This is a genomic window from Oculatella sp. FACHB-28 (genome assembly GCF_014696015.1).
GTDB lineage: Bacteria > Cyanobacteriota > Cyanobacteriia > Elainellales > Elainellaceae > JAAUTN01.
In genome coordinates this window covers 43,655-68,782 of the sequence record NZ_JACJPJ010000057.1, presented here as the reverse complement: position 1 = coordinate 68,782, position 25,128 = coordinate 43,655, and the positions used below count along the sequence as shown (strand labels likewise).

Genomic DNA, 25,128 nt, shown 5'->3' with positions numbered 1-25,128 from the left:
TACTACTGCTCAAAAATGTGCGTACTTGGCAATTCTTAAAGTACTTCACATAATCAAATCATAGTACTCAAGCACAGCCACAGTTTTTAGGAGTCATTTATGAAAGCGATCGCCATTGATCAAGCCAAATCTGCCACTGAGACAGACTGTTTTGCTGAAGTTACTCTCGATCTGCCTCCAGTGAGTCCAAGAGACCTATTGGTTAAAGTGAAAGCAGTTTCCGTTAACCCAGTCGATTACAAAGTCAGACGTTCTGTTCAACCTGGGTCTGCTCCTAAAGTATTAGGTTGGGATGCAGCCGGAATTGTAGAACAGGTAGGCAGTGAAGTAACTCTGTTCAAACCAGGAGATGAGGTGTATTACGCAGGCAGCATTATTCGCGCTGGAAGTAATAGTGAGTACCAGGTGGTAGACGAACGGATCGTCGGCAAAAAGCCTGCTAGCCTTTCCTTTGAAGAGGCTGCTGCCCTGCCTCTCACCACGATTACTGCCTGGGAAGCATTGTTTGAACGGTTAGGAATTGAGCCACAAAAAACTCCAGCAAATGAGGCAAGTAAACTGTTGATCATCGGTGGGGCAGGAGGCGTTGGCTCGATCGCCATTCAACTAGCAAAACAAGTGGCTGGGTTGACCATAATTGCAACTGCATCACGCCCAGAAACTGTTGATTGGTGCGTAAGGATGGGTGCTGACTACACGATTAATCACCGTGAGAAGCTTATATCAGAGCTTGAGAAGCTTGGCATTCCGCAGGTTGATTACATCTTGTGTTTGAATGACACAGACGGACATTGGCAGAACATGGCAGATGTAATCAAACCTCAAGGAAAAATTTGCTCCATTGTTGAAACAGCGCAACCCTTAGATCTGAATTTGCTGAAAAACAAAAGTGTCACCTTTGCTTGGGAGCTAATGTTTACCAAGCCCATGTATGAAACCCCGGACATGCAATCTCAGCATGACCTGCTCAATCAAGTCGCAACTCTGGTCGATCAACAAGTAATTAAAACTACTCTAACTGAGAATTTTGGGCCGCTGAATCCTACTAACTTGGCAAAAGCTCATGCCTTGTTGGAGTCAGGAAAGGCGATCGGGAAAGTTGTTCTCTCTGAAATTGCAACCTAACCTAGAGACTGGTATGGCTCAATAACTATTCAGCATTTTGGCGGAATCGGAAACAAGATGCTAGGAAATAGACTTTAGGGATTCAATTCGATAAATTGAAAGGCACCCCTCCAGTCGTTTCAATGGGTTAGATAGCTGTGATGTCGTCAGAGAGCTATCGGATTTTAATCGTAGATGATGTAGCAGATAATCTATTTCTGCTACAAAACTTTTTGGAGTCAGAAGGGTACACCATTGACGTGGCTTCTAGTGGGGCGATCGCCCTCGACAAAATGCAGGCTTCACCCCCCGACCTGGTGTTGCTCGACGTAATGATGCCTGAAGTCAACGGATATGAGCTAACCCGAAAAATTCGACGCGACCCCAACCTGCACGCTCTTCCAGTTGTGCTATTCACAGCCCACATTGAATCTTGCCGCATCAAAGGTTTAGCGGTAGGAGCAAGCGACTTTGTGCGAAAGCCAATTGACTTTGAAGTATTGCACGATATCATCAAAACTTTGTTAGAGCGCAAGAGCGCCAGAAAGCCCTACGACTTTTCTCCGCCGCCAAACCTCTTCTAAGAGGAGGAAGGAAAACTATGAGCTAATTAATGGAGCTGACGGGAGTCGAACCCGTGTCCGCTCTGGGTATTAATACTTCGCTCACTCACAGGTTTAGCTTCTCTAGCCCTCGAAGCGGGGATTATCCATTATCCCGGATAACAGGATTCTCTGGTGAAGTCTTAGCCAGTAGGCAACCAGAGGTACCTAACCGGAGCATCCGTTGGGGTTTAGTCTACAGTCCTTAACGGAGTCAAACCGTAGACGCTCGAACCTATAAGAGGTTTTTAGGCAACAGCTAGAGCTGGCTTACGAGCAAAAGAAACGATGTTGTTCGCATCTACTTGTTTTTGAGCCTTGATTCACGAGAGTGGACTCCCTCTCGACCTGTATCACAAAGTAGCGTTCGCCAAAACGTCGAAACCGTTACAGCCCCTTGCATCCTTTCAGTATAGCTTGATGTCTGTCAAACGGGTAGCTAAGGCAAGCGATCAGCGTTACCGAACCGCAGTCCGCTAGACCTGTCCGCTAGAATTGTTAAGTTCCTTCATTCGAGTGATACCAGGTTGGGGTAAAGTAATGCTTTCCCTGACTTTTTGTTTTGAGAAAAATCTCAACTATCTCTACATGGCTGCTCACCAAAAGCTATACGAAGGCAAAGCGAAGATTCTCTACGCGACAGATGATCCCAACGTTTTGCTGTCTTCTTTCAAGGACGATGCGACTGCTTTCAATGCCCAGAAGCGAGGCAGCATTCAAGGCAAGGGTGAAATTAACTGCGCCATTTCTAGCCATCTATTTCAGTTGCTAGAAGCTCAGGGAATTGCCACCCACTTCATTGATTGTCCTTCTGCAAATACGATGCGGGTTCGGGCGGTGAAGATTCTGCCGCTAGAAGTTGTCGTCAGGAACATTGCCGCTGGTAGCCTCTGTCAACAAACTGGACTGGAGCTAGGCACTGTCCTGGAGCCGCCGCTGGTTGAGTTTTACTACAAGAATGATGCGTTGGGTGATCCTCTATTGACGAGCGATCGCCTGCTTCTCCTAAACCTGGCAACCTCAGAACAAGTCGAACAGCTTCGAGCCAAAGCCCTGAAAATTAACCAAATCCTTACTGATTTCTTTCAGCAATGTGGAATTACATTGGTGGACTTCAAACTAGAGTTTGGTTTAGACCCGTCTCAAAATTTGCTGCTTGCAGACGAAATTAGCCCCGATACCTGTCGTTTGTGGAACCAATCCGACCCCGACCCCAAACAGCGCGTTATGGATAAAGACCGTTTTCGTCACGATTTAGGAAACGTCGAAGCAGCTTATCAGCAAGTTTTAGACAGAATCCTGGCTAAAACCGCTCAAATTTAGCCCCTCAACCCGAATAGGCGAATGTTGTTCCATCAATGCTGTAAAATTTCTCCGATTGCTCAGCATCGTTTGCTCAAGATCGTTCGACTTTAAAACGATTGGTTCCTCTGCCTGATTCTCTGTGTCCTTCACCTGCAATGGCAGGTCGTGGTGTGTGGAAGTGCTAAAAAACCCAAACAATATGCGTCTCTCTCCAGTTTTACTGGCAGTCTTTACTGCCTCTGCTGCTCTTGGTCTATCCCGTCCTGCCCAATCGCAAACGTCTGAGGTAGCTCCAGCTACCGGACAAAGCAACGGTTCTGAGATCATTGCACAGACAAATCAGTCTGGTTTGTCTACTTCCGTTCTGTCTGCCTTGCCAACGGTGAGCGCCCCAGAACCCTCCATCGCAAATCTTTGGGCGCAGTCTCCCACATCTCCCCCCATAGCAGACCCCCCGGCAGACGCAGGCAGTCCGCCACCCAACACCCAAACGCCAGTACAGGAAACCCCAAACCAGATTCAGTTTGACATTACGCCGTCTTCGGAGGGCGATGATTCGCCGGATGAGACCCCAGAAACTCCTGTCGTGCCTTCAGAAGACGCGCAGCCTGAGCAAGATGCCCCTCCTACTGATGTTTCTCCAGCCGATGACCAACCTGGAGATGAGGAGGATGCACCACCCGCAGGCAGTCAGCCCGCTCCTGCCCCCGGCGCAGAAACTTCACCCGCTGAGCCCCGTGTACTCGTCGCAGAAGTAGCAGTAACCGGTGCTGAGGGCGAGCTGCAAGACGTGGTTTATCAAGCGATTCGGACGCAGCCAGGACGCACAACTACCCGTTCGCAGTTGCAGGAAGACATCAACTCAATTTTTGCAACGGGCTTTTTCTCAGACGTGCGAGCCGTGCCACAAGATACCCCGTTGGGTGTGAGAGTCACGTTTGAAGTAGCGCCTAACCCAGTCTTACAAGAAGTTCAAGTTCAAGGCAATCAGGTATTGCCCCAAACGGTAGTAGACGAAATTTTTGCTGAGCAGTACGGCAGCATCCTCAATCTGAGAGAGTTTCAGTTTGGCATTGAGGAGCTTAACCAGTGGTATCAGGACAACGGCTATGTATTGGCTCAGGTCATCGATGCTCCTCAGGTTTCGCCCGATGGAACGGTAACGCTGCTGGTTGCTGAGGGTGAAATTGAAGACATTCAAGTGCTTTTTCTAGGCGAGGATGGCGAGACTGAAGACGAAAACGGGGAACCGATTGAAGGCAAAACCAGAGAATTTATCATTACTCGTGAGTTTGAGTCGCAATCGGGAGACGTGTTTAACCAGACCGCGATCCAGTCAGACTTGCAGCGAGTTTTTGGCTTAGGAATTTTTGAGGATGTCAGGGTTTCACTGAATCCAGGCGATGATCCCCGCAAGGTAGATGTGGTCGTCAATGTGATTGAGCGCAATACAGGCTCCTTGGCAGCAGGGGTTGGTTTTAGCTCGGCTAGCGGTTTGTTTGGTACGGTCAGCTATCAAGAGCAAAACCTGGGCGGCAACAACCAGCGGCTCGGAGCAGAGGTTCAGCTTGGAGAACGGGACGCTCTATTATTTGACCTTAACTTTACTGACCCGTGGATTGCGGGTGATCCCTATCGCACGTCCTACACCGTGAACTTGTTTAACCGCCGATCGATCTCGCTGATTTTTGACGGAGGAGAGAACGAGGTTGAGTTAGAGAATGGCGATCGCCCCCGTGTGCAGCGTTTAGGAGGAGGCGTTAGTTTCAGCCGTCCCCTGGATGAATGGCTGGGATTAGAGAACTGGAGAGCCTCTGCGGGCTTGCAATATCAGCGTGTCTCCCTTCGCGATGGAGATGGAGAAATTACCCCACGAGACGAGCTGGGCAACTTGCTCAGCTTTAACGACGACGGCACCGATGATCTGCTGATCTTCCAGCTTGGACTTGCTCAAGATTTGCGAGACAACCCACTTCAGCCGACTAGCGGCTCTTTGCTACGCCTAAGCACCGAGCAAACCGTCCCTCTCAGTGGCATTCTGTTTAACCGCTTGCGGGCGAGCTACAGTTACTACATCCCGGTAGACTACACCAACTTTACCGAAGGACCAGAAACCTTAGCGCTTAACCTTCAGGCAGGAACTATCTTCGGAGATTTACCTCCCTATGAAGCTTTCTCTCTGGGCGGCACTGATTCTGTCCGAGGCTACGATTCAGGGGAATTGGGCAGTGGTCGTAGCTTTGTTCAAGCAACGGCTGAATACCGTTTTCCGATCTTCGCAATTGTAGGTGGAGCACTGTTTGTCGATGTTGGCTCTGATCTGGGTACCGGAGACAATGTACCGGGCGAGCCAGCCGAAATTCGAGACAAACCTGGGTTTGGTTTTGGCTATGGTGTAGGGGTTCGGGTTCAGTCTCCCCTGGGCGCGATCCGAGTTGACTACGGCTTCAATGACGAGGGTGACAGCAGGCTGCACTTCGGCATTGGGGAAAGGTTTTAGGAAGGATGAGGGATGAAGGGTAGGGTGAGGGAACCAGCAGTGTTCACACCTACTCTTCCCGGCTCCCTACCGTTCGATGAGGGATGAAGGATGAGGGAAATACGGGTGCAGCAGCTAGAACGCAATCCTGAGCGGTTAGTTGAGACTTCACTACAGCACACATTGGCGATCGGGTTTGAGCGGTCAGGGGTCGGTTTGCATTCGGGTTTGTCAACCCATGTCCGGGTCTTGCCTGCGCCAGCGGGAGAGGGGCGCTACTTCGTTCGTGTCGATCAGGCAGGGTTACCCCGCATTCCGGCAAATATCACTGCGGTGAGTCAAACTCTCCTCTCTACAGAGTTGGTCAGTGGGGAGGCTAGCGTTCGCACGGTGGAGCATTTGCTGGCAGCGCTGGCTGGGATGGGAGTTGACAATGCTCGGATTGAAATCGACGGGGCAGAAGTGCCGCTATTGGATGGGTCAGCCCGAGAGTGGGTGGAGGCGATCGCCCACTCTGGTCTAGTTGCCCAGTCTGATCCCCGTTCAGTCTATACGCTCAAGGAACCGATCTGGGTTCACCAGGGCGACGCATTTGTTGCGGCGATACCTGCTCCAGCCTTGCGTTTTACCTACGGCATTGACTTTGACTTGCCTGTGATCGGCAATCAATGGTATAGCTGGACACCAGCCCAAGAAAGTTTTGCAGAGGCGATCGCCCCTGCCCGCACTTTTGGACTGGCGCACCAAATTGAGCAGTTGCAACAAAATGGGTTAATCAAAGGCGGTAGTCTAGAAAATGCGCTGGTTTGTGGAACTGAAGGATGGTTAAACCCACCCCTAAGATTTTCAAATGAGCCAGTGCGTCATAAACTTTTAGACTTAGTAGGGGATTTAAGTTTGTTGGGAATCTTTCCCCTTGTCCATGTTCTAGCCTATAAAGCTAGCCACAGCCTGCACACCCAACTCGCTCGGCTTGTGGCCCAAAATTTTCTGCCCAGCTAGCATCGTTTTAGCGGTGTTGTGAGCAGTTTTCTTTTGCAGTTCTCTTCTAACAAAGCCCTACTTAACCGACCTAACCGAATCCATGTCTACATTAGTTGACGTTCACACACCGACTCCTCTCACAACCGACGCGGAACAAGAGGTGGTAAATCGCCAGCCTAAAAAAGTGTTTACCCTAGAAGAAATTCAGCAACTTCTGCCACACCGCTATCCGTTTTCTCTGGTTGATCGAATCATCGATTATGTGCCTGGCGAACGAGCCGTAGGCATCAAAAACGTCACTTTTAACGAACCCCACTTTCAAGGACACTTTCCTGGGCGACCGATCATGCCCGGAGTGTTAATTGTCGAAGCGATGGCCCAAGTAGGTGGCATCGTTCTCACTCAGCTTCCGGATGTACCCGAAGGCTTACTGATGTTTGCTGGCATCGATAAAGTCCGCTTTCGCCGTCCCGTTGTGCCTGGAGATCAGCTGATCATGACGGTCGATTTGCTTGTCGTGAAGCGACGACGGTTTGGCAAAATGCAGGGACGGGCTGAAGTTGACGGTCAGTTGGTTGCAGAAGGCGAACTGATGTTTTCTCTAGTGGATTAATTGACATAGAAAGTGAATAAAAAGCTGAAAGCGATAGGCTGAAAGCGACTGGAGACCAGCCCTTGACTACTTTGATTCATCCAACTGCTGTAATTCATCCTGGTGCCGAGCTGCACCCCACTGTCAAAGTGGGGCCGTACAGTGTGATTGGGGAAAAGGTAATCGTTGGTGCGGAAACCGTGATTGGGGCACATGTTGTCCTGGATGGCTGGACAGAAATTGGGGAGCACAATCAGATTTTTCCTGGAGCTGTCATTGGGACTGAGCCGCAGGATTTGAAATATGACGGCTCCCTGAGTCTGGTCAAGATTGGCGATCGCAACCGAATTCGAGAATATGTCACCATCAATCGGGCAACTGGAGCGGGGGAAGCTACCATTATCGGCAGCGATACCCTGCTGATGGCCTATGTCCATGTTGGTCACAACTGCATCATCGAAGACCAGGTGATCATTGCCAACGCAGTTGCCTTGGCTGGTCACATTTACATTGAGTCTAAAGCCAGAATTAGCGGCGTACTGGGGATTCACCAGTTTGTCCGCATCGGTCGTCTCGCTATGGTTGGCGGCATGAGCCGAGTTGACCGAGACGTGCCTCCCTACATGCTGGTTGAGGGAAACCCCTCGCGTGTGCGATCGCTCAACCAGGTCGGCTTACGGCGGGCAGGATTGGCTGAGGCAGATGACGGTAAAGTTTTGCAATCGCTCAAAAAAGCCTTTCGCATGATCTACCGCTCTGGACTCACCCTTAATCAAGCGATTGAACAATTTGACCTGCTGCCCGACAACGAACACCTCCAACATTTGCGCCAATTTCTGATCGCAGCCCAAGCAAAAGGACGACGCGGACTGACTCCAGGGCGAGGGGGAAAGGGCAAGGATGAAGGATGAGAGATGACAGGCAAATCCGTATCTTTATCAGTACAGGTGAGGTCTCTGGAGATCTCCAAGGCGCATTGCTCGTAAAAGCTTTGCGAGATCGGGCTAAGCAAAATGGGCTGAACCTGGAAATTCTCGCATTGGGCGGAAAACGCATGGCAGCGGCAGGGGCAACGCTGCTAGGCGACACCAGCGCCATTGGCTCGATCGGAATTTTTGAATCTTTACCCTACGTTTTGCCCACCCTGCAAATGCAGCGGCGAGTGAAGCGCTATTTGCGCCAAAATCCGCCTGACCTGGTGGTCATGATTGACTATCTCGCCCCTAATTTGGGAATTGGCAGCTACGTAAAGCGGCATTTTCCCCAGATTCCTGTGGTTTACTACATTGCGCCGCAGGAGTGGGTCTGGTCGTTGGGCGCAAACAAAACAAAACGCGTGGTAGAACTGGTTGATCGGCTACTGGCAATTTTTCCAGAAGAAGCCCGCTACTACGAAAAGTGGGGAGCTGATGTTACCTGGGTAGGGCATCCCCTGGTTGACCGGATGCAGTCAACACCCAGCCGATCGCAGGCGCGAGAAGCTTTGGGAATAGCGCCCGATCAGGTGGCGATCGCCCTCCTCCCTGCCTCTCGCCACCAGGAAGTGAAGTATCTGCTGCCTGTCATCTTTGAAGCTGCTCGTCGCATCCAGACACAATTGCCGCACGTACAGTTCTGGGTGCCGCTGTCGCTTGAGGCATATCGCCGTCCGGTTGAGCAAGCGATTCAGACCTACGGTTTACGAGCAACTCTAGTGACTGAACAGGTGCAAACCGTCTTTGCTGCAATGGATCTGGCGATCGCCAAGTCGGGAACGGTCAACCTGGAGCTTGCCCTGCTCGACATTCCGCAGGTCGTGCTGTATCGGGTTAGTCCTCTCACCGCCTGGATTGCCCAAAACATTCTAAAATTCAAAATCCCGTTCATGTCGCCGCCTAACCTAGTCGAGATGCAGCCTATCGTGCCAGAGTTACTTCAGGACGATGCGACCCCAGAGAGCGTCACCCACACCGCCCTGAAACTGCTGCAGCCAGAAGCCAGGCAGCAAATGCTAGCAGACTATCAGAAGATGCGTCAGGCTTTGGGGGAACCGGGAGTGTGCGATCGCGCTGCCCAAGAAATTCTCGGCCTTGTACTTTAGTCATTAGCTGCACATCGTGCCACTGCAACCTATTCAGAAGGCGATCGTCAGATTTACTCTGTAGCCTCTTTTTAGAGAAACGTTATTACGCGACAAAACGTAAAATCAAGCAAGCTCTGCGCCAGTAAGTGACTGATTGTTCTACTGGTGAGTGCGATCTTGACATACCAACCGTCACAGCACTTAGGGTGCTGATTAAGCCATGAAATCTATCCTCTTCTCTACCACTTTAATTGCATTCCTTGCGTTGATTCCTGCGGGAGAAGCTGCTGCCCAACTTATTCCTCAACCCTGGGTGTCGGTCGGTAGCCGCAACGACGAAACTACCTTTTCAATTGGTGCAAGAGCCTTAAACCTGGGAGTCGAGTTTGGGCTGGGAACTGAAGACTCAACCGGAGTTGATGCCCTGGCATTTGTGAATCTGCCTCTGATCGATCAGGTTTCTCCTTACGTTGGTTTAGGACTTTACTCAGAAGACCAGGGAGTTGCTGTTTCTGGTGGAGTCCAGATTAACCCCACCGACAATCTCATCTTAGGTGCAGGCTACCACTCCATTCGAGGAGTGAATGGGCAAGTCGGCTTTAGATTTTGAGCGCTGACTTATTGCGCTCCCTCAGCAGCGTGAGTTGCTACAGCGGATGTTTAACTTCTATACACTGAGTCTTTGCAAAAAACTTGAGCTTTGAAGATGAAGCTTTATGCAGTGATATAGATCACCTCTATCGGAGGAAATAATCACACAAAAGCTGCACCTCAATCACGTCTGATTTGTTCAGAATGACCGATAGTTTTAACATCGCTTAATCTCTAGCCAGATGCAGACTCAAGCCTCCGTTTACCAGATCCCTTTGGAAGATTTGGTTGAACAAATTTTGTTTTCCCGCAAAATCACTCGCGTTGAAGAGAGCCGTCTTGTCTCTGCTTTATCTCAAGATGCTTTAGCAGAAGAGCAGCGAGCGTTAATTCATCGAGTGCTATATGGCTTGCGTCACGATCTCCTGCAAGTCGTAGATTGAACCCGCAAAAAGTTTAGAGGGCTGATTCCTCTTGCAATTCATGCTCCTGAGGCCACGCCATGTGCGTGGCTGTTTTGTTGAATAAAGCACTCGAATATTGGTATTTCAAGACAAAACCCTCACCCTTCATTCTTCCTGCACCTAAGCTGCGTGTAGAAGGATAAGGAATGCGAACTGGTGCCTATCTACTGGACTTTGGGCAATGAAATGGGTAAAGCAGTCCTGTCCATCCTGCGGCTGGTGTGTGGGCTGGGATCTCTGCGGATTCACTTCAGGATTTTGGAGCAGGAATAGTCATGTTGTTTTTGGTAAAAACAACTATAATCAGGAGGCTTCCGAGTTCACTCTACTAACAGCGTTTTTTTACTGTGTTCACTACTGCACCGTCTAAACTCGACCAAAACCAATTGTCTGCCTTGCCTCGTGACTTGTTTCAGGCAATTCAAACCCTAAAGCGAGAATTAAATGCTGTGGTCTTGGCTCACTACTATCAAGACCCCGATATTCAGGACATCGCAGACTACATTGGAGATTCATTAGGGCTGTCTCAACAAGCGGCTAACACCAACGCCGAGGTAATTGTTTTTGCCGGGGTTCACTTCATGGCAGAAACCGCCAAAATTCTCAACCCCAATAAGCTTGTGCTGTTGCCTGACCTGGATGCAGGCTGTTCCCTGGCAGATAGCTGTCCGCCCGAAGCCTTTGCCGCCTTCAAAGCAGCCCATCCTGATCATCTTGTGGTTTCGTATATCAACTGCACGGCCGAAATCAAGGCAATGAGTGACATCATTTGCACTAGCTCGAATGCTGTCCAGATCGTTAACCAGATTCCCAAAGATCAGCCGATTATTTTTGCGCCCGATCGCAACCTGGGACGCTACGTCATGGCAGAAACAGGGCGCGACCTGGTGCTGTGGGAAGGGGCTTGCATGGTACACGAAAACTTTTCTGAAAAGAAAATGGTGCAGCTTCAAGTTGCTCACCCCGCCGCTGAGGTAATCGCTCACCCAGAATGTGAACCTGCTGTTTTGCGCCATGCTTCCTACATTGGCTCGACGACTGCGCTGTTGAAGTACGCTCAAAAAAGCTCCAAGCAGGCATTTATTGTGGTGACAGAATCGGGGATCATTCACCAGATGCAGAAACAGGCTCCCGATAAGCAGTTCATCCCTGCCCCGCCAATGAATAGCTGCGCTTGCAACGAGTGTCCTCATATGCGACTGAATACTCTGGAGAAGCTCTATCTGTGCATGAAAAATCGCACACCCGAAATTACTCTTCCAGCCGATATTCAGGCTGCAGCACTGCGGCCAATTCAGCGAATGCTGGAAATGAGTGTGTAGTAAGTGCGAACTGGCAAGAATTCTGCCTTGTACAGGGTAGTTAATTTCTTGTATAGGGTAGTCAATGCCCACTAAAGTTGAAGGTAGCTTTATTCGTTAGGTGTAGTTTGTAGGGAGATGGTATGGATACAAAAGCTTTTAAGCGATCGCTCAATGCATCGGAGCAATACCATCGCAAAGGATTTGGTCACGAAGCTGAAGTTTCTGGTCAAATGCAGACCGAGTATCAGAGCGATCTGATTCAGCAAATTCGCGACAACAACTACACCTTAAATCGGGGTGATGTGACGATTCGGTTAGCCGAGGCGTTTGGCTTTTGCTGGGGCGTGGAGCGAGCTGTGGCAATGGCTTACGAAACGCGCCAGCATTTTCCCACAGAGCGGATCTGGATCACGAACGAGATTATTCACAACCCTTCTGTGAATCAGCGCTTGCGAGATATGCAGGTGGGCTTCATTGCGGTGAACGCAGGTCAAAAAGACTTCTCGGTGGTTGATCGGGGAGATGTGGTGATTTTGCCTGCTTTTGGCGCTAGCGTTCAGGAAATGCAGCTGCTCAATGACAAAGGTTGCACCATCGTCGATACGACCTGCCCCTGGGTATCAAAGGTCTGGAATACGGTTGAGAAGCACAAAAAAAGTAGCCACACCTCGATCATTCACGGTAAGTACAACCACGAAGAAACGATCGCCACCAGCTCTTTTGCCAGCACCTATCTGATTGTCCTGAACCTGGCAGAAGCCCAGTATGTCTGTGATTACATTTTGAATGGGGGCGATCGCCAGGAATTCATGGCAAAGTTTAGCCGCGCCTGCTCTGCCGGATTTGACCCCGACAAAGATTTGGAGCGAGTTGGCATTGCTAACCAGACCACCATGCTGAAGGGAGAAACCGAGCAAATCGGCAAGCTGTTTGAACACACCATGCTGAAAAAGTATGGCCCTACGGCACTCAACCAGCATTTCCTTAGCTTCAACACGATCTGTGACGCAACCCAGGAACGGCAAGATGCCATGTTTGAGCTGGTGGAGGAACCGCTCGACCTGATGTTAGTCATTGGCGGCTACAACTCGTCTAACACGACTCACCTCCAGGAAATCGCAGTCGAGCGGGGCATTCCCTCGTACCACATTGACAGCGCCGAGCGGATTGGCCCGGGCAATCGGGTTGAACACAAGCCGCTGCATCGAGATCTGGAGGTCTACGAAAACTGGCTGCCAGAGGGCAAAATTGTGGTCGGCGTTACATCTGGGGCTTCGACTCCCGACCGCGTTGTGGCAAACGCGATCGAGAGGATTTTTGAACTAAAGTCGGTCGGGGCGATCGCTTAAATTGGGGGATTTGTGGGAGGTTTAACCCCCTGTAGGGGCAGGTTTTGCCAGAGTTTTTGCACCAAGGCGATCGCTTTAGGGCTAAACCTGCCCCTACTTGGTGCCAAAGAGGCGATCGCCTGCATCCCCCAGCCCAGGCAAAATGTAGCCATGCTCGTCTAGTTTGTTGTCGATTGCTGCCGTGTAGATCGGCACATCTGGGTGCTGGCTATGGAAATGGCGAATTCCCTCTGGGGCAGCCAACAGACAGACAAACTTGATGGAGTTGGGATTTGTTTCCTTTAAGCGATGCACGGCTGCGACTGCTGAGTTTCCAGTCGCCAGCATCGGATCGACGACGAGAATGTCTCGTTCTTCAATGTCTTGTGGCACCTTAAAGTAGTACTCAATCACCACCAAAGTTCGAGGATCGCGATATAAGCCAATGTGCCCCACTCTTGCCGACGGCATTAACTCCAACATGCCGTCCAAAATTCCTTGCCCTGCCCGCATAATTGAGACGAGCACCATTTTCTTTTCTGGAGCTAAAATCGGGGCATCCATCGGTGACATGGGTGTTTGAATGCGCTCGGTCTTCAGCGGCAAATCACGGGTGACTTCATACGCCAGTAGCATACTAATTTCTTTTAGCAGCGCTCGAAATTTGGCTGTACTGGTTTCAACCCGTCGCATTAAAGTCAGCTTATGCTGGATCAGTGGATGGTTAATTACAGTCACTTCAGCAGCCATAAATGCACTCCTCGACAGACGGATTCAATCACACTACCTGAATCTAATCCTGTTTCTACAGAAGGCTGAATATTTTGGAATATGCAACCTTCAAGAGAATTGGTACAACCAATTTACGGGTACTGCTAGGAGACAATTTTTGACCGTTTTACGAAAAGGTCAAGTTGGTTTACTCTATGAATTTGTTCAATAGGTACGAATCCTAAGTTGTGAATTTTGAAGACCCTTTAAACTCACAATTTCTGAATTTAAACCTCATAACTCTCAAGCGGAGGCTATTGCGTGCTGCAATTTCTCACTAAATCAGATTACCTGCTGCGTGAAACCCTACTGGGGTTGAAACGGGGCGGCTGGATGAACTGGGCAGCGATTAGCACGGTTACGGTGCTGCTGTTTCTGTTTGGTGTGAGTCTTCAATCTTCCTGGCAGCTTGAGAGTTTGCTCAACCAGTTTGGTAGTCAGCTTGAGGTGTCGGTTTATTTAGAAACCGGAGTTCAGGCAGACACATTAAAACCCCTGATCGAGGCTATGCCAGAAGTTTCTGGAGTGGCAACAACCTCCAAAGAGCAAGCCTGGGAAGCACTGGTCAAAGATATGGGAGTTTCAGACATCCAAGGAGCTACCCAGCAGCTAAACGGCAACCCGCTTGTGGATGAAATCAAAGTCAAAGCTAGGGATTCAGAACAAGTGCCTGCTCTGGCTGAAAAGCTGGCTGTGATGCAGGGAGTCGATGAAGTGCAGTATGTGGATGAGGCAGTCAAGCGCATTGCCCAGCTCAACCAGGGGCTAAACTGGGTCAGCCTTGGCGTGACCGCAATCCTGACGATGACGGCGATCGCTGTCATCACCACAACCATTCGCCTGATCGTGATGGCGCGTCGGCGTGAAATTGAAGTGATGCAATTAGTGGGTGCAACCACAACCTGGATTTATCTGCCGTTCATTCTCCAGGGAATTGCCTTTGGAATTGCTGGAGCCATCATTTCCTGGGGCTTAATTGCGGGTGTACAGCAATTTATCAACCATTTGCTAGCCCAACAGCCAGAGTTTATTCAATTTTTGACCAACAGTTTGGATCTAAGCCGTCAGCAAACCATCCTGCTGCCCCTAGCACTACTACTTTTGGGAAGCACCGTAGGGCTGATGGGTAGCCTGTTCGCAGTGCGTCGCTTTGCCTTACGTTAGAACGCCCCTTATACTGTGGGCTATTTTTGGGTGGATTGTTGATTGACTTTTCCATCAGGCATCACAGCGCCTTCTAAGTTTGCGCCGCTGAGGTTGGCACCATTGAGGTTTGCGCCACTCAGGTTTGCACCGCTCAAGTTTGCGCCAATCAGACTAGCTCCAGCCAAGTTAGTTTTGATTAGACTAGCTCGACTGAGATTTGCGCCACTCAAGTCAGCGTGGCTAAGGTTAGCTTTAACTAGACTGGCGCCTTCTAAGTTTGCGCCAATCAAGTCAGCGTTACTCAAATTTGCGCCAATGACATTTGCGCCAGCCAAGTCGGTGCCAATCAGATTTGCTTCTTTGAGGTTTGCCCCGCTCAGGTCAGATTCTCGGGTACCTGACTCACTCAAGTCAGCGTTGGACAGGTCAGCGTTGCTAAAGTCAGTTTTGATGAGGTCACTGTTGCTGAGGTCAGCTTCATCTAGAATGGCTTCGCTAAAGTCAGCTTTGATTAAGTCGCCGCCCCGGAAATTAGCATCGGTTAAGTCAACGCCGCTGAAATTGTGTCCTCTGAGGTCAAGACCGCTAAAGTCAACGCCAGCAAAATCGGGTCTGACCTGGGGATTCTCCTCTCGCCAGCGATTCCACAGAATGGTGTCTTCTTGAAATAAGGCAAGCTGCTCTAGATTTGCCATTGCGATCGCCCTTTCCTCACTCAAAGTTGATGGCTAATAGCGTCTTAAGCCAAATGGATTTAAACACAAAAACTCCTTGTGCTCATCATCACAAGAGTGCTATGCAATTCACATCTCCCGCTGGAGTGATCGGAAAATGGCTCTCAGGGCTGGAGTGATGAATTTCAGATTAGAAAATCTCCTGCATGAATGGTAGCGCGGCCCAGCCGCGCTACCATTCATGCTTGGAAAAGTGATTCGTGCAGAAAGTCTAGAAAATTCAGATCAGAGAGCAGTGATGGGGGAGGGCTTGCTTGAGCAGATTTTTGTACTCTCGATTGCCGATGTAGTAGGCTCCAAATCTCTCCAGGTGAGGGTTCATCATTTGTGCGTCAAACAAGTGAAAATGACGCGATCGCAATCTCTCCACCAGCTTCACCATTGCCACCTTAGAGCCTTCGGGAATAGCGAAAAACATAGACTCTCCAATAAAAGCTGCACCAATTACAATGCCGAGAATACCCCCTGCCAGGCGATCGCCCTGCCAGGTTTCAAAACTGTAGGCGTAGCCAGCTTTGTAGAGCGCGAAGTAAATTTCTCGCAGCTCTGGTGAAATCCACGTTGTTTCCCGATTGGCACAACCGTCAACCACCGCCTCAAAGTCCTGATTGACAGCAACAGTAAAGCGATCTTGGTTAAGCACACGTTGGAGCGATCGCGGATATCGAAATCGTTCATCCAGCGGAATCAGTGCCCGCTCCTGGCTGGAATACCAGCTCAAGTTTCTGCCTGTCTCATCTGCCATCAAAAAGCAGCCTTGAGCATATCCTTGAACAATGGCAGAAAGGTCAAAATGCATGGTTTATTCCTCACTCATGCCAAACTGCTGCTAGACGCTGTTGATTGTCGATGGAGTGATGAATGCATCCCCGAGATTGTTATATAGTGATCACAAATCCTGACTGGTCATTCTAACTCAGCAGGAAAGCCCTCCACTACTTGCTTGACTATGGCTGAGCCAATTTCACCCATTACCCTGCCGCCGCCTCAAGATGCTCAACAAGAGGGACAGTGGCTCCAGGAAACTTTGCACCAATGGCTAGACCACGAGTTTATTCCAGAACCCGTCAATCAAGACATTGCTAAACGCGCTGCCCAAGTGTTTGTGCGTCAGCGGATGGAAGGAGAAAACGATGTCGGATCCTTGGTGATCGCCATCCTGACGGAGATGCAGGCATTTGACTTTTCTAAAAGTTTTTATAGCGAATTCGCCGTTGCCAACGCAGTCAGCGATCTGCTGCTAGACAGCCTAGGAATCGATCGCTGCTGCGGACAATAAAAATCTTGCTTGCTCAGACCTGACAATCGACTTAGCGACAGCCCAAAGACTCTCGCGTGTCCACGCCCGTTACTGGATTAGAGCCACGAGCCGTTTCACAGAGGGCCATCGCCTGCTCTCGGTCAAGTAGCGCAAAGCTAAAGTCAGCCCCCGTGACCTTCGCGCCGCGAAAGTTTGACTTGAGCATCATCGCAGAATCAAAAATTGCATCACTCAAATCTGCCTCTGCAAAATCGGTAATGTAGGCAATGCCATCGCTGAAGTTTGCGCCATGAAAATTAGCATGATTTAGTGCAGACCCGTTAAACACTGCGCCTCGTAAATCGGCATTGCTAAAGTTGGCTTCCTTTAAGTTGGCGTTGCTGAATTCTGCTTGCAGCAAGCTCTGCCCCGAATAGTCTTTGGTGGTTGCATCGGCATCATCATAAGCCCGAATCGCTGCAGAACTGGCAGCTAGAGCTGGCATCGGCGACAGAGCAACTAGTGTGACTGCAACCAATGTTAATAGGGTTAGAACAAGTCTAGGAAGATGCTGTAAACGCATGGCAGGTAGATAACGCGGTCGAGTGACTTCATTAAAGTTAACATTTTGATGCGTCACCTGTTGCAGGTTCTACAACAACTTTTCCAGTACAGCGTGATCAGTTCCCCTAATTTTGCTGTCCAGGATGGGATGGCTCGAGGATTTCGCCAGCCACTTCCTGGGGGATGTAAGATGCTGGTGAGTAAGGTGTTTTGACCCGATCTTTAGAACCGTTTGCCACTGCGCCTAAAACTGATACGCCAGCAATTCTCAAGTCTTCTAAAGCTTGCTCCAGCGAAGAACGCTTGAGCTTGCCGAGGCGCGAGACGAGTACCATACCGTCAGCCCGAGCGGTCAACAGCAGCGCGTCCGAGTAGCCTAATAACGGTGGTGTGTCATAAATGACCAGGTCAAATGTTTTGTGAAATTCTTCCATTAGGCTTTGCATTCGGCGAGAGGCAAAGAACTTGGGTGGGTCGGGTGGAGCCGAACCTGCCGTCAGAACAAACAGGTAGTCTTCTTTGGACAATCGCTGAATCGCCTGATAGGGAGTGACGCTAGCAGAAATCAAATCGGTTAGCCCTCGTGTGTTGGCTACGCCCAGTTGCTCATGTAGGCTGGGACGCCGCAGATCAGTGTCAACCAGGAGAACTCGCTGCCCCATCGCGGCGGCAGCTTGAGCCAAAAAGACGGCGATGGTGGATTTGCCGCTATTAGGAACGGCAGACCCGATGACGAGCGATCGCACCGGAGCATCAGGATTAAGCAGGCGAATATTAGTCCACAGCGAGCGAAACGCTTCCACAAAAGCTGGGTCAATCGGACGATGCCCATTGCCATTGCTCAGCACACCTCGGCTCATCTGCAACGACTGAGCGATGACATGAGTTGCGCTAATTGAGTCTTCCAAATCTTCGTAGTGAGGGATGACCCCCAAAATGGGCAGTTTGGTGACATCCTTGATTTGCTTAGGTGTGTAGAGGAAGTCACTCAGTTTGTCGAGCAGTAAAGCCGTGCCGATGCCGATCAGTAAACCTAAAACGATACCCAGAGCGGCGTTCCGAGTAACACTTGCCGATACGGGGCTGGGTTCACCAGGTGGAGTCAATATCTGCCAGGGAATCTCTTCCTGAGCGGCATCAATCCGTAGAGCTTCTCGCTGCGCTAAAAATAAGCTTAGGTTGTCTGTGGCGATCTGCAGTTCGCGCTGAATGTCTGTGTACTGGCGACTCACTTCAGACAGTTGGTCAATTCTCACATTAATATTGCCGATCGACTCGCTCAAAGCCTGATCGCGGGCTTCGAGTTCCTGAATTCGGCTTCCAACCTGCTCTAAAACTCGCTGTCCTTCCTGGCGCAGTAGCGGATAAAGGCTCTCTCGCTGATCTGCAAGTACCTGCATTTCCTGGCTATTTTCTCGGAACAAGGCTGAACCTTGAGCCATCTGGCTATTAACATCCAAAATCAGGTCTAGCAGCTTTTGGTAGCGAGCATTTTGAGTTAGAGCAGATGAGGCATTTGCGTCAGCTGACTCTGCCAGTTCGCGCTCTAAGTCTGCATAGAGCGATCGCGCCTGCTGTAACTCCAATCGAGTCTCCAACTGTTGGTTTGTGAATGCGCTCGTCTGACCAGACAGCTCACCTCCCCTAGATTCAGGGTCAATCAGATTGTTCTCCTGCCGCAAAACCTGTAGCCGTTGCTGCTGCTGATTTACCTGTTCCTGCAATGGATCAAGCTGCGCTTCGATAAAGTCTAGTCCTGTGCGAATTTCTGCCTGCCGTTCTTCAAGGCTGTAGTCTAAATAAGCTTCAGAAACTTCAGTAAGCGCGGCTCGCACTAGCTCAGGATCAGGATGCTGATAGCCAATGACCAGAATGTTTTCTGCCGTCACCGAGATGCTGAGACTATTGATGAAGGCACCGTAGTTTAGTCCAGGAAACTGTCCTTCAAGGTCTTCAACAATCGGAGCGATGACTTTAGGGCTTTGCAGAACTTTGAGTTGAGTGTCGGTTATTGCAGGTTGGTCAGAGTTTGGCCGCGTTCTGCGACGGCTCAAAGAGTCAGGATTATTAGAGAGAACTTCTGTCTCTACACTCACAGGCTTGACTAGAATCTCCATACCCGCCTGGTAGACGGGGGTATCGGTTAAAGCCTTGAACACGGCTGCGGCTGTAATTGCGGCTGCGATACCCAAAATTAGCAGTGCTTTACGCCGGAGAGCGCCTACAGTCTGAGTGAGATCTAACCCGCCTTCATCCCCACCATCAGCTTGAATCGCGTCAGCCGGAAGAATCCGTTGAGAATATTGGTCAGCCTTCATCTTTGCCCCCGCAAATGAGTAAATCGTGTCGCCAGCAGTGAGTTCCAAACCGCATCAATCGAAGATCCTGAAAGGAGCACCAAGGATAGAGAAAAATCGATCCAGAGGTGTCAAGATCGTGCCTAACGTATCCGAAATGCTGGCTAAGTTAGAGCGCCCAACAATAACAACATCGTTGTTTTGCAAAATCGGGTTTTCTTCGCTAATTCCCTGAGCAAAATCGACGGGAATTCGCTCTTCCCTCACCGTGCCATCGGGGTTGAGTCGCACGAGTCGCACGGTACCTCTGCGGGCACGAGTATTAAATCCGCCAGCCGAGAGGATAGCTTGATTCATCGGGGTATTTGGTGGAATCTCGACCACTCCTGCCTCAGTAACCTCACCCACAACTGTTACCCTGATGCTGTCTGGTGAGAAGCTAGCGCTACCGTAAAGCGCTGCATCTTCTGGGCTTACGACAGTCGCTACGGGCACGACGATAGTGTCCCCCTCCTGCAAAACAGCATCTTGCCGCAAATCCCCTTCGAGCAACAGCGCTCGCAGGTCGATTTCAAACACCTGTTCTTCACCTGTGCTGGTGGGTCTGCGAACTTCGATGCGTCCGATGTCAGCCATCGATTTGATGCCGCCCGCAACCTGAATGGCGCGGGTCACGGTGGGAGGGCGACCTGTGACGTTTAGCCCACCCGGAACGCCCGCTTCAGAGGTTCTAGCAGTACCCGTGACGGTGTAGGTGCCGGGGCGAAACACTTCGCCAACAACTGCAATATTGACGGCAGGACTTTCTTCTGGGGCAAAGCTAGCAGAGGCGAGGCGAGAGGTTTCTTGTAGATCGATTTGATCGGCGGTAGGGATGTAGATGGTGTCGCCGTCACGCAGTGCTAGGTCATAACGCAGATCGCCTGTTGCCAATAGCTGTCGCAAATCTACGCTGATAATCTGCTCGGTGCCAGAGCGTTGAGGGCGGCGAATTTCAACCCGTCCAATGTCGGCAGCGAGGGTAGGTCCTCCAGCCGTTTGTAAAGCCTGGGTGACCGTTGGAAACTGGGTATCTTGACGCGGAACGGTGTAAGAACCGGGACGGTTGACTTCACCAGCAATGCCAATTTGGAAGGGACGGGGCACTAGCAGGGTAAGCGTGACGAGGGGGCGTCTGAGAAATTCGCTATAGGCGGCTGAAACCACATCAGCTGCCTGACTGACAGTTAGCCCTTGAACTGAAACGAGTCCTGAAACGGGAAGGTTAATCGATCCATCGATTAAAACTTCAAATTCGCCGCTATATTGGGGAAGCTGAAAGGTGTCAATGCGGATGCGATCGCCTGGACCTAAGGTGTAGCCCTGGTCTGTTTGAGCGGGGTTGGGAGGCAGAGCAGAACGGTTGGTGTTGTTTAGAGATGGTAGCTGAGCAGCAGCAGGAGCAATGGGGGCGATCGCCATCAAGGCAAACAACATCAGCCCTGCTGTAGACTTTGTCCACCTGAGTAAATCTGTAGAGCGCGTGTACAACATAAATCTTGTGTAGGTCCAGTGTGCAGAAGCTGTTGCAATAGTCATGCTGCTGTGATAGTCGTATGGGCTAGCCTTAGTGTTTCCGATAGACTCACAACTCGATTTAGGACAGGCGAACGTATCTGAATACCTTCTAATCTTTACAGTGATACACACTGGTATCCGGTTGATTCCCCCCGCTTTGCTAGGGAATTTGATAGATTCCTCAAAGAAAAAAGCCAAATGTTAAATATTAGTGAACTCACAGAAAAAACGTGCTTTTAGAAAGAATCTTCATCTAAAAGTTATTCGTAGGTATTGTCTAATTTGAAAATAAAATTAGGTGCAGATGTAAAGCGTTTGCGTCTAGTAGTTCAACCCTAGTCATAAGTAAATGAAAAAATTAAAAACCAAAGGAATGCTTCAGTTAATAGCTTCCTGGTTTTTATTAAAGATATTTAACTGTGGCTGCTTATTTAGTTATCGTGCCATCAATGGTAAAACCTAATATCCTTGTCGTTTGCCGTAGTTTCTTACCCCAAGCAGGTGGAATCGAGGAATATGCTTATAACCGTTGTTTACAAGACCCTGAACGGGTTGTTGTAGCAACGATGGCTTGTGATGGAGACCAGGCATTCGATCGTCTCCAGCCTTTCCCAATTCATCGCTGGCTTGTTCCAAAGTGGGTGCAGTCACCCCGTGGTTTAGGCAGCGTTCGTCTGACTAATTTCTGCCGACAGGTTGTGAGAATGACTTATTCCTGTTGGTTTGCAGTCAAGCTATTTCGTCGCTATCGCTATGACTACATCGAGTGGTGTCATGGATATGAATTCTCGGTGCTTTTGTTTCTAAGCTATCTGCTGCCGATTCAATTTTTTGTATATTTGCATGGAGATGATGTTCTCGAAATTGCTCAAAAACCACTGTCTAAACTACTCTTTAATTTATTACTCAAACGGGCTAAAGGAGTAGTTTGTAATAGCTCTTTCACGCAAGCCTTTCTTAAATCAAATTTTCATTGTGATGCATCCATTCACGTGATACATCCCACCGTTAGACCTGAGAAGTTTGGCTGTATAAACGCAGATCAACTTCACGCTTTGCGTTGCCAAATGCGGAAGAATTGCAATATTCCTGAAACAGCAGTTGTCATTTTGTCAGTAGGACGATTAGTGCGCCGCAAAGGTTTCGATCGCATCATCAAAAACTTACCCAACCTGATAGCAAATCAGCTAGATGTTCATTATTTAATTTGTGGACAGGGATGGATGGAGGAAGAGCTAAAAGCCCTCGCCACAGAACTAAATGTGCAGGATCGCGTTCACTTTTTGGGATATGTAACTGACCAGCAGCTAGCAGGTTACTACGCCGCCTGCGATTTCTTTTCGATGCTTACCTTCTTTGATGAACAAGCCCACAGTATTGAAGGTTTTGGCATTGTTTACCTAGAAGCCGCTTATTTTGGTAAACCTGTTCTCGCTTCGAAGGCGGGGGGTGTAGAAGATGCTGTCATTCACGGTGTTACAGGTTTGTTGGTAGATCCCAACTCTACGGCTGAAATTTCTAAAACATTAAGTCAGTTGTGCCAGGATCAACGGTTGCGGGAACAACTCGGACAAAGCGCAAAGGCGCAGCCAGCAGCTAAAAACCTACATCGTTTGCTCTATGCAACGGATACCGTTTCTACAGGAAGCTGAATATTCTGGCTAATTTGACCTTTTATCTTGAGTGCGATCGCCTCCTCCGGACGAATCTCACAAAATTCACAAAGATCTAACAGAGGGCTGAGCAGCTCTCCTTAGGGGTTGCTTTGTCTAAAGCCAGCTAAAGGCTAAAACATAAGGTTTTCTAGGGCAGAAACACACCAGGTTGCACTCTTCCTCCGTAAAGATATCCGGAAAAGCCTGTAACATCTCGAAAACTTGATTCAGGATTACCATCTGGAACAAACGTCAAACGCTTCTGTTCATCAGATAAGAATTCAGGTCGGTTTTCCCTGTTACTTCTAATCAACTAGTGCTGCAAATAAACCAATGCTGCAAGGCTTCTAGTCTCTCCCAATCCCCAGCGCCAGCCAATCTTCAGTGCAGTCAAGTAGATAGTTTTCTCCATGAAATACCAACTTCCTCCAACTTTGCGTCGGATCATCAAAACAACCGGTTTTTGGAAAGATAACAAGTTGATTTTGCGAGAAATCAAGAAATTTCCGCATCTGATTTTTCTGGTTCTTATTTTTTCCTTACTAACGGCCGTTTTTGAAGGATTTGGTATTAGCTTTCTACTCACGTTCTTGCAAAACTTGGTAGAGCCGAATTCAGAACCTTTGCAAACTGGAATTCAGTGGATTGATGTCTGGATCTTGGGCGTTAATGCATCGCCGCTAAGCCGTCTTTATCGCATATCAGGCTTAATCTTGCTCTCGACTCTGTTTCGTGTCCTGTTTGGCTATCTTAGTGCCATCTATGGAGATTTTGGCAGAATCAAGCTAATCAATAATTTGTATAAACAGGTTTTTGAGCAGCTACAGGCAGTCAGCCTGCGTTTCTATGGACAAACAAAGGCTGGTGAACTATTGAACACTATGACTGCTGAGGTTTCTCAGCTTCAAGAAGCTGTTTCAACATTCACTGCTATATTCGTTAGATCGATGGTTGTGGTTGCCTACAGCATACTGGCTGTGGGCATTTCCTGGGAACTCACTGTAATGGCAGTCCTACTTTTCGGTTTAGCAGCAGCGGGAATAGCATCTCTAAACGGCTGGGTGCGAGAGTCTAGTTTCCCAGAGTCTAGAGCTAGAGGCAGATTAACTTCCACCGCAGCGGAGTTTATCAACGGAATTCGGACGGTACACGCCTTTGGAACTCAAGAGTTTGAACGGCGACGGTTTTACGAGGCGAGTGACAATGTAGCGGCGGCGGCGAAGGTTGCCACGACTCGCTACGCAGTTGTGAAGCCGATCGCAGAAGCCATTGCCAGTGTTGTTTTAATCGGAATTCTAGTTTTAGGAATCAGCGTTTTTGTCAACAATGGAACCCTGACAGTCGCCTCACTCCTCACCTTCATCTTTATTGTGATTCGAGCTGCTCCCGCAATTCAAGAAATTAGCGGGCGGTTTTCTGCAATCAGCCGCTTCCAAGGTCCGATTCAAAGTATCGAGAATCTGTTAAGCACTGAAAACAAGCCTTACCTACAGGCTGGACACATTCAGTTTAGAGGGCTGCAACAGGCAATTGAGTTTGTTGGGGTTGATTTTGGCTATGATGCTGAATCGTCTGTGTTGAAAGATATCACGCTAACCATTCCTAAAGGTCAAACAGTTGCTCTGGTTGGTGCATCGGGTGCCGGAAAATCAACGCTGGCAGACTTGGTCATCCGATTCTATGACCCCACGCGAGGCAAAATTCTATTTGATGGAATTGACCTACGAGAGCTAGAGATTAATTCGGTTCGTCATCGGATGGCAACGGTGAGTCAAGACACTTTTATCTTTAACTCAACCGTTCACAGTAATATTGCCTACGGTTTAGATAACATCAGTGAAGCAGAGGTGCTAGAAGCAGCCCGACTAGCGAATGCTGTGGAGTTTATCCAAAAGATGCCGGAAGGATTGGATACAGTGTTGGGCGATCGCGGTGTGCGGCTCTCTGGTGGACAAAGACAACGGATTGCGATTGCCCGTGCCTTGCTGAGAAACCCTGAAATCTTGATCCTCGACGAAGCAACAAGTGCTTTGGACTCAGTTTCTGAACGACTCATTCAAAAGTCTCTGGAAGAGTTATCTGTGGGACGGACTGTGATAGCGATCGCCCACCGCTTATCAACCATCATGAGAGCCGACCAGATCATTGTCCTAGAACAAGGTCGTATTGTTGAGCAGGGAACTTATCAAGAGCTTCTGAGCTTGCAAGGCAAACTGTGGAAATATCACCAGATGCAGCACGAAGCGAGTTAGTTAGAATCTGTTGACTTTACCCAATCTGTTGATTTCGATAAATAGCAAAGACAATTAGCATTCTGCTGGTGGTAATTGAGCTAGAGAAGAGCTAGCC

The 25,128-nt window shown here is 49.3% G+C and carries 22 protein-coding genes and 1 other RNA gene; 16 read left to right on the top strand and 7 right to left on the bottom strand.

Going from position 1 to position 25,128, the window contains the following annotated elements; all coding sequences use genetic code 11:
* The first annotated feature begins 99 nt into the window (after nt 1-99).
* Nucleotides 100-1,125 (top strand): zinc-binding alcohol dehydrogenase family protein, encoded by a 1,026-nt coding sequence (locus tag H6F88_RS11535; RefSeq protein WP_190642885.1) that lies wholly within the window; start codon nt 100-102, stop codon nt 1,123-1,125.
* A 140-nt stretch (nt 1,126-1,265) separates the two neighbouring features.
* A complete protein-coding gene (locus H6F88_RS11530) occupies nt 1,266-1,688 on the top strand; it encodes a response regulator (RefSeq protein ID WP_190642978.1) in 423 nt (140 codons plus the stop codon).
* Between the two features lie 27 nt (nt 1,689-1,715).
* Here H6F88_RS11530 and ssrA read toward each other — a convergent pair.
* Nucleotides 1,716-2,103: a transfer-messenger RNA gene (gene ssrA / locus H6F88_RS11525) on the bottom strand.
* A gap of 191 nt (nt 2,104-2,294) precedes the next feature.
* Between ssrA and purC the strand changes: the two genes are divergently transcribed.
* The 10 genes from purC (at nt 2,295) to H6F88_RS11475 (ending at nt 12,836) form a co-directional block, all read left to right on the top strand.
* Nucleotides 2,295-3,029 carry a phosphoribosylaminoimidazolesuccinocarboxamide synthase gene (gene purC, locus H6F88_RS11520; RefSeq protein WP_190642977.1) on the top strand — a complete coding sequence of 245 codons (735 nt, stop codon included), beginning with the start codon at nt 2,295-2,297 and terminating at the stop codon, nt 3,027-3,029.
* A 181-nt stretch (nt 3,030-3,210) separates the two neighbouring features.
* Nucleotides 3,211-5,511, top strand: a complete 2,301-nt coding sequence (locus H6F88_RS11515) for a BamA/TamA family outer membrane protein (RefSeq protein ID WP_190642976.1) — start codon at nt 3,211-3,213, stop codon at nt 5,509-5,511.
* Between the two features lie 90 nt (nt 5,512-5,601).
* Nucleotides 5,602-6,492: a UDP-3-O-acyl-N-acetylglucosamine deacetylase gene (lpxC, locus tag H6F88_RS11510; protein WP_190642884.1), complete on the top strand. Its 891-nt coding sequence runs from the start codon at nt 5,602-5,604 to the stop codon at nt 6,490-6,492.
* A gap of 82 nt (nt 6,493-6,574) precedes the next feature.
* The gene (gene fabZ, locus H6F88_RS11505) at nt 6,575-7,087 is read left to right on the top strand and encodes a 3-hydroxyacyl-ACP dehydratase FabZ (protein ID WP_190642883.1); all 513 of its coding nucleotides are present in this window, start codon (nt 6,575-6,577) and stop codon (nt 7,085-7,087) included.
* Between the two features lie 62 nt (nt 7,088-7,149).
* Entirely contained in the window at nt 7,150-7,977 is an 828-nt protein-coding gene (gene lpxA, locus H6F88_RS11500) for an acyl-ACP--UDP-N-acetylglucosamine O-acyltransferase (RefSeq protein ID WP_190642882.1), read from the top strand.
* A 14-nt stretch (nt 7,978-7,991) separates the two neighbouring features.
* Entirely contained in the window at nt 7,992-9,146 is a 1,155-nt protein-coding gene (gene lpxB / locus H6F88_RS11495; RefSeq protein WP_190642975.1) for a lipid-A-disaccharide synthase, read from the top strand.
* A gap of 202 nt (nt 9,147-9,348) precedes the next feature.
* Nucleotides 9,349-9,738 carry a hypothetical protein gene (locus H6F88_RS11490; RefSeq protein ID WP_190642881.1) on the top strand — a complete coding sequence of 130 codons (390 nt, stop codon included), beginning with the start codon at nt 9,349-9,351 and terminating at the stop codon, nt 9,736-9,738.
* A gap of 223 nt (nt 9,739-9,961) precedes the next feature.
* Nucleotides 9,962-10,162: a hypothetical protein gene (locus H6F88_RS11485; protein WP_190642880.1), complete on the top strand. Its 201-nt coding sequence runs from the start codon at nt 9,962-9,964 to the stop codon at nt 10,160-10,162.
* Nucleotides 10,163-10,530: 368 nt separating this feature from the next.
* Nucleotides 10,531-11,505 carry a quinolinate synthase NadA gene (gene nadA, locus H6F88_RS11480; RefSeq protein ID WP_190642879.1) on the top strand — a complete coding sequence of 325 codons (975 nt, stop codon included), beginning with the start codon at nt 10,531-10,533 and terminating at the stop codon, nt 11,503-11,505.
* Nucleotides 11,506-11,627: 122 nt separating this feature from the next.
* Entirely contained in the window at nt 11,628-12,836 is a 1,209-nt protein-coding gene (locus tag H6F88_RS11475; protein ID WP_190642878.1) for a 4-hydroxy-3-methylbut-2-enyl diphosphate reductase, read from the top strand.
* Between the two features lie 93 nt (nt 12,837-12,929).
* Here the strand turns inward: H6F88_RS11475 and upp are convergent, their stop codons facing one another.
* The gene (upp, locus tag H6F88_RS11470) at nt 12,930-13,565 is read right to left on the bottom strand and encodes a uracil phosphoribosyltransferase (protein WP_190642877.1); all 636 of its coding nucleotides are present in this window, start codon (nt 13,563-13,565) and stop codon (nt 12,930-12,932) included.
* Between the two features lie 282 nt (nt 13,566-13,847).
* Here upp and H6F88_RS11465 point away from each other — a divergent pair, with 282 nt between their 5' ends.
* Complete coding sequence (locus H6F88_RS11465; RefSeq protein ID WP_190642876.1) at nt 13,848-14,750, top strand: permease-like cell division protein FtsX; 903 nt, start codon at nt 13,848-13,850, stop codon at nt 14,748-14,750.
* Between the two features lie 20 nt (nt 14,751-14,770).
* Here the strand turns inward: H6F88_RS11465 and H6F88_RS11460 are convergent, their stop codons facing one another.
* The gene (locus tag H6F88_RS11460) at nt 14,771-15,451 is read right to left on the bottom strand and encodes a pentapeptide repeat-containing protein (protein ID WP_199333556.1); all 681 of its coding nucleotides are present in this window, start codon (nt 15,449-15,451) and stop codon (nt 14,771-14,773) included.
* A 235-nt stretch (nt 15,452-15,686) separates the two neighbouring features.
* Complete coding sequence (aat, locus tag H6F88_RS11455) at nt 15,687-16,265, bottom strand: leucyl/phenylalanyl-tRNA--protein transferase (RefSeq protein WP_190642875.1); 579 nt, start codon at nt 16,263-16,265, stop codon at nt 15,687-15,689.
* Nucleotides 16,266-16,415: 150 nt separating this feature from the next.
* Between aat and H6F88_RS11450 the strand changes: the two genes are divergently transcribed.
* The gene (locus H6F88_RS11450; protein WP_190642874.1) at nt 16,416-16,745 is read left to right on the top strand and encodes a hypothetical protein; all 330 of its coding nucleotides are present in this window, start codon (nt 16,416-16,418) and stop codon (nt 16,743-16,745) included.
* A gap of 31 nt (nt 16,746-16,776) precedes the next feature.
* Here the strand turns inward: H6F88_RS11450 and H6F88_RS11445 are convergent, their stop codons facing one another.
* The 3 genes from H6F88_RS11445 to H6F88_RS11435 form a co-directional block, all read right to left on the bottom strand.
* Nucleotides 16,777-17,289, bottom strand: coding sequence for a pentapeptide repeat-containing protein (locus H6F88_RS11445; protein WP_190642973.1), 513 nt, complete (start codon nt 17,287-17,289; stop codon nt 16,777-16,779).
* A gap of 106 nt (nt 17,290-17,395) precedes the next feature.
* Nucleotides 17,396-19,636, bottom strand: coding sequence for a polysaccharide biosynthesis tyrosine autokinase (locus H6F88_RS11440; RefSeq protein WP_190642873.1), 2,241 nt, complete (start codon nt 19,634-19,636; stop codon nt 17,396-17,398).
* A 6-nt stretch (nt 19,637-19,642) separates the two neighbouring features.
* Complete coding sequence (locus tag H6F88_RS11435) at nt 19,643-21,100, bottom strand: SLBB domain-containing protein (protein ID WP_190642872.1); 1,458 nt, start codon at nt 21,098-21,100, stop codon at nt 19,643-19,645.
* Nucleotides 21,101-21,573: 473 nt separating this feature from the next.
* On the opposite strand from H6F88_RS11435, the gene H6F88_RS11430 reads away from it, so the two are divergent.
* Together H6F88_RS11430 and hepA are read left to right on the top strand one after the other, a co-directional pair.
* Nucleotides 21,574-22,776, top strand: coding sequence for a glycosyltransferase family 4 protein (locus H6F88_RS11430; protein WP_190642972.1), 1,203 nt, complete (start codon nt 21,574-21,576; stop codon nt 22,774-22,776).
* Between the two features lie 413 nt (nt 22,777-23,189).
* Nucleotides 23,190-25,031 (top strand): heterocyst formation ABC transporter subunit HepA, encoded by a 1,842-nt coding sequence (hepA, locus tag H6F88_RS11425; protein WP_190642871.1) that lies wholly within the window; start codon nt 23,190-23,192, stop codon nt 25,029-25,031.
* Nucleotides 25,032-25,128: the final 97 nt, after the last annotated feature.

Excerpts from the sequence above, each read along its gene's own strand:
- hepA (WP_190642871.1), top strand. The coding sequence starts at position 23,190 with ATGAAATACCAACTTCCTCCAACTTTGCGTCGGATCATCAAAACAACC.
- aat (WP_190642875.1), bottom strand. The coding sequence starts at position 16,265 with ATGCATTTTGACCTTTCTGCCATTGTTCAAGGATATGCTCAAGGCTGC.
- H6F88_RS11450 (WP_190642874.1), top strand. The coding sequence starts at position 16,416 with ATGGCTGAGCCAATTTCACCCATTACCCTGCCGCCGCCTCAAGATGCT.
- fabZ (WP_190642883.1), top strand. The coding sequence starts at position 6,575 with ATGTCTACATTAGTTGACGTTCACACACCGACTCCTCTCACAACCGAC.
- H6F88_RS11530 (WP_190642978.1), top strand. The coding sequence starts at position 1,266 with ATGTCGTCAGAGAGCTATCGGATTTTAATCGTAGATGATGTAGCAGAT.
- H6F88_RS11515 (WP_190642976.1), top strand. The coding sequence starts at position 3,211 with ATGCGTCTCTCTCCAGTTTTACTGGCAGTCTTTACTGCCTCTGCTGCT.
- H6F88_RS11485 (WP_190642880.1), top strand. The coding sequence starts at position 9,962 with ATGCAGACTCAAGCCTCCGTTTACCAGATCCCTTTGGAAGATTTGGTT.
- H6F88_RS11490 (WP_190642881.1), top strand. The coding sequence starts at position 9,349 with ATGAAATCTATCCTCTTCTCTACCACTTTAATTGCATTCCTTGCGTTG.
- H6F88_RS11435 (WP_190642872.1), bottom strand. The coding sequence starts at position 21,100 with ATGTTGTACACGCGCTCTACAGATTTACTCAGGTGGACAAAGTCTACA.
- H6F88_RS11535 (WP_190642885.1), top strand. The coding sequence starts at position 100 with ATGAAAGCGATCGCCATTGATCAAGCCAAATCTGCCACTGAGACAGAC.
- upp (WP_190642877.1), bottom strand. The coding sequence starts at position 13,565 with ATGGCTGCTGAAGTGACTGTAATTAACCATCCACTGATCCAGCATAAG.
- purC (WP_190642977.1), top strand. The coding sequence starts at position 2,295 with ATGGCTGCTCACCAAAAGCTATACGAAGGCAAAGCGAAGATTCTCTAC.
- lpxC (WP_190642884.1), top strand. The coding sequence starts at position 5,602 with ATGAGGGAAATACGGGTGCAGCAGCTAGAACGCAATCCTGAGCGGTTA.
- H6F88_RS11445 (WP_190642973.1), bottom strand. The coding sequence starts at position 17,289 with ATGCGTTTACAGCATCTTCCTAGACTTGTTCTAACCCTATTAACATTG.
- H6F88_RS11430 (WP_190642972.1), top strand. The coding sequence starts at position 21,574 with ATGGTAAAACCTAATATCCTTGTCGTTTGCCGTAGTTTCTTACCCCAA.
- H6F88_RS11475 (WP_190642878.1), top strand. The coding sequence starts at position 11,628 with ATGGATACAAAAGCTTTTAAGCGATCGCTCAATGCATCGGAGCAATAC.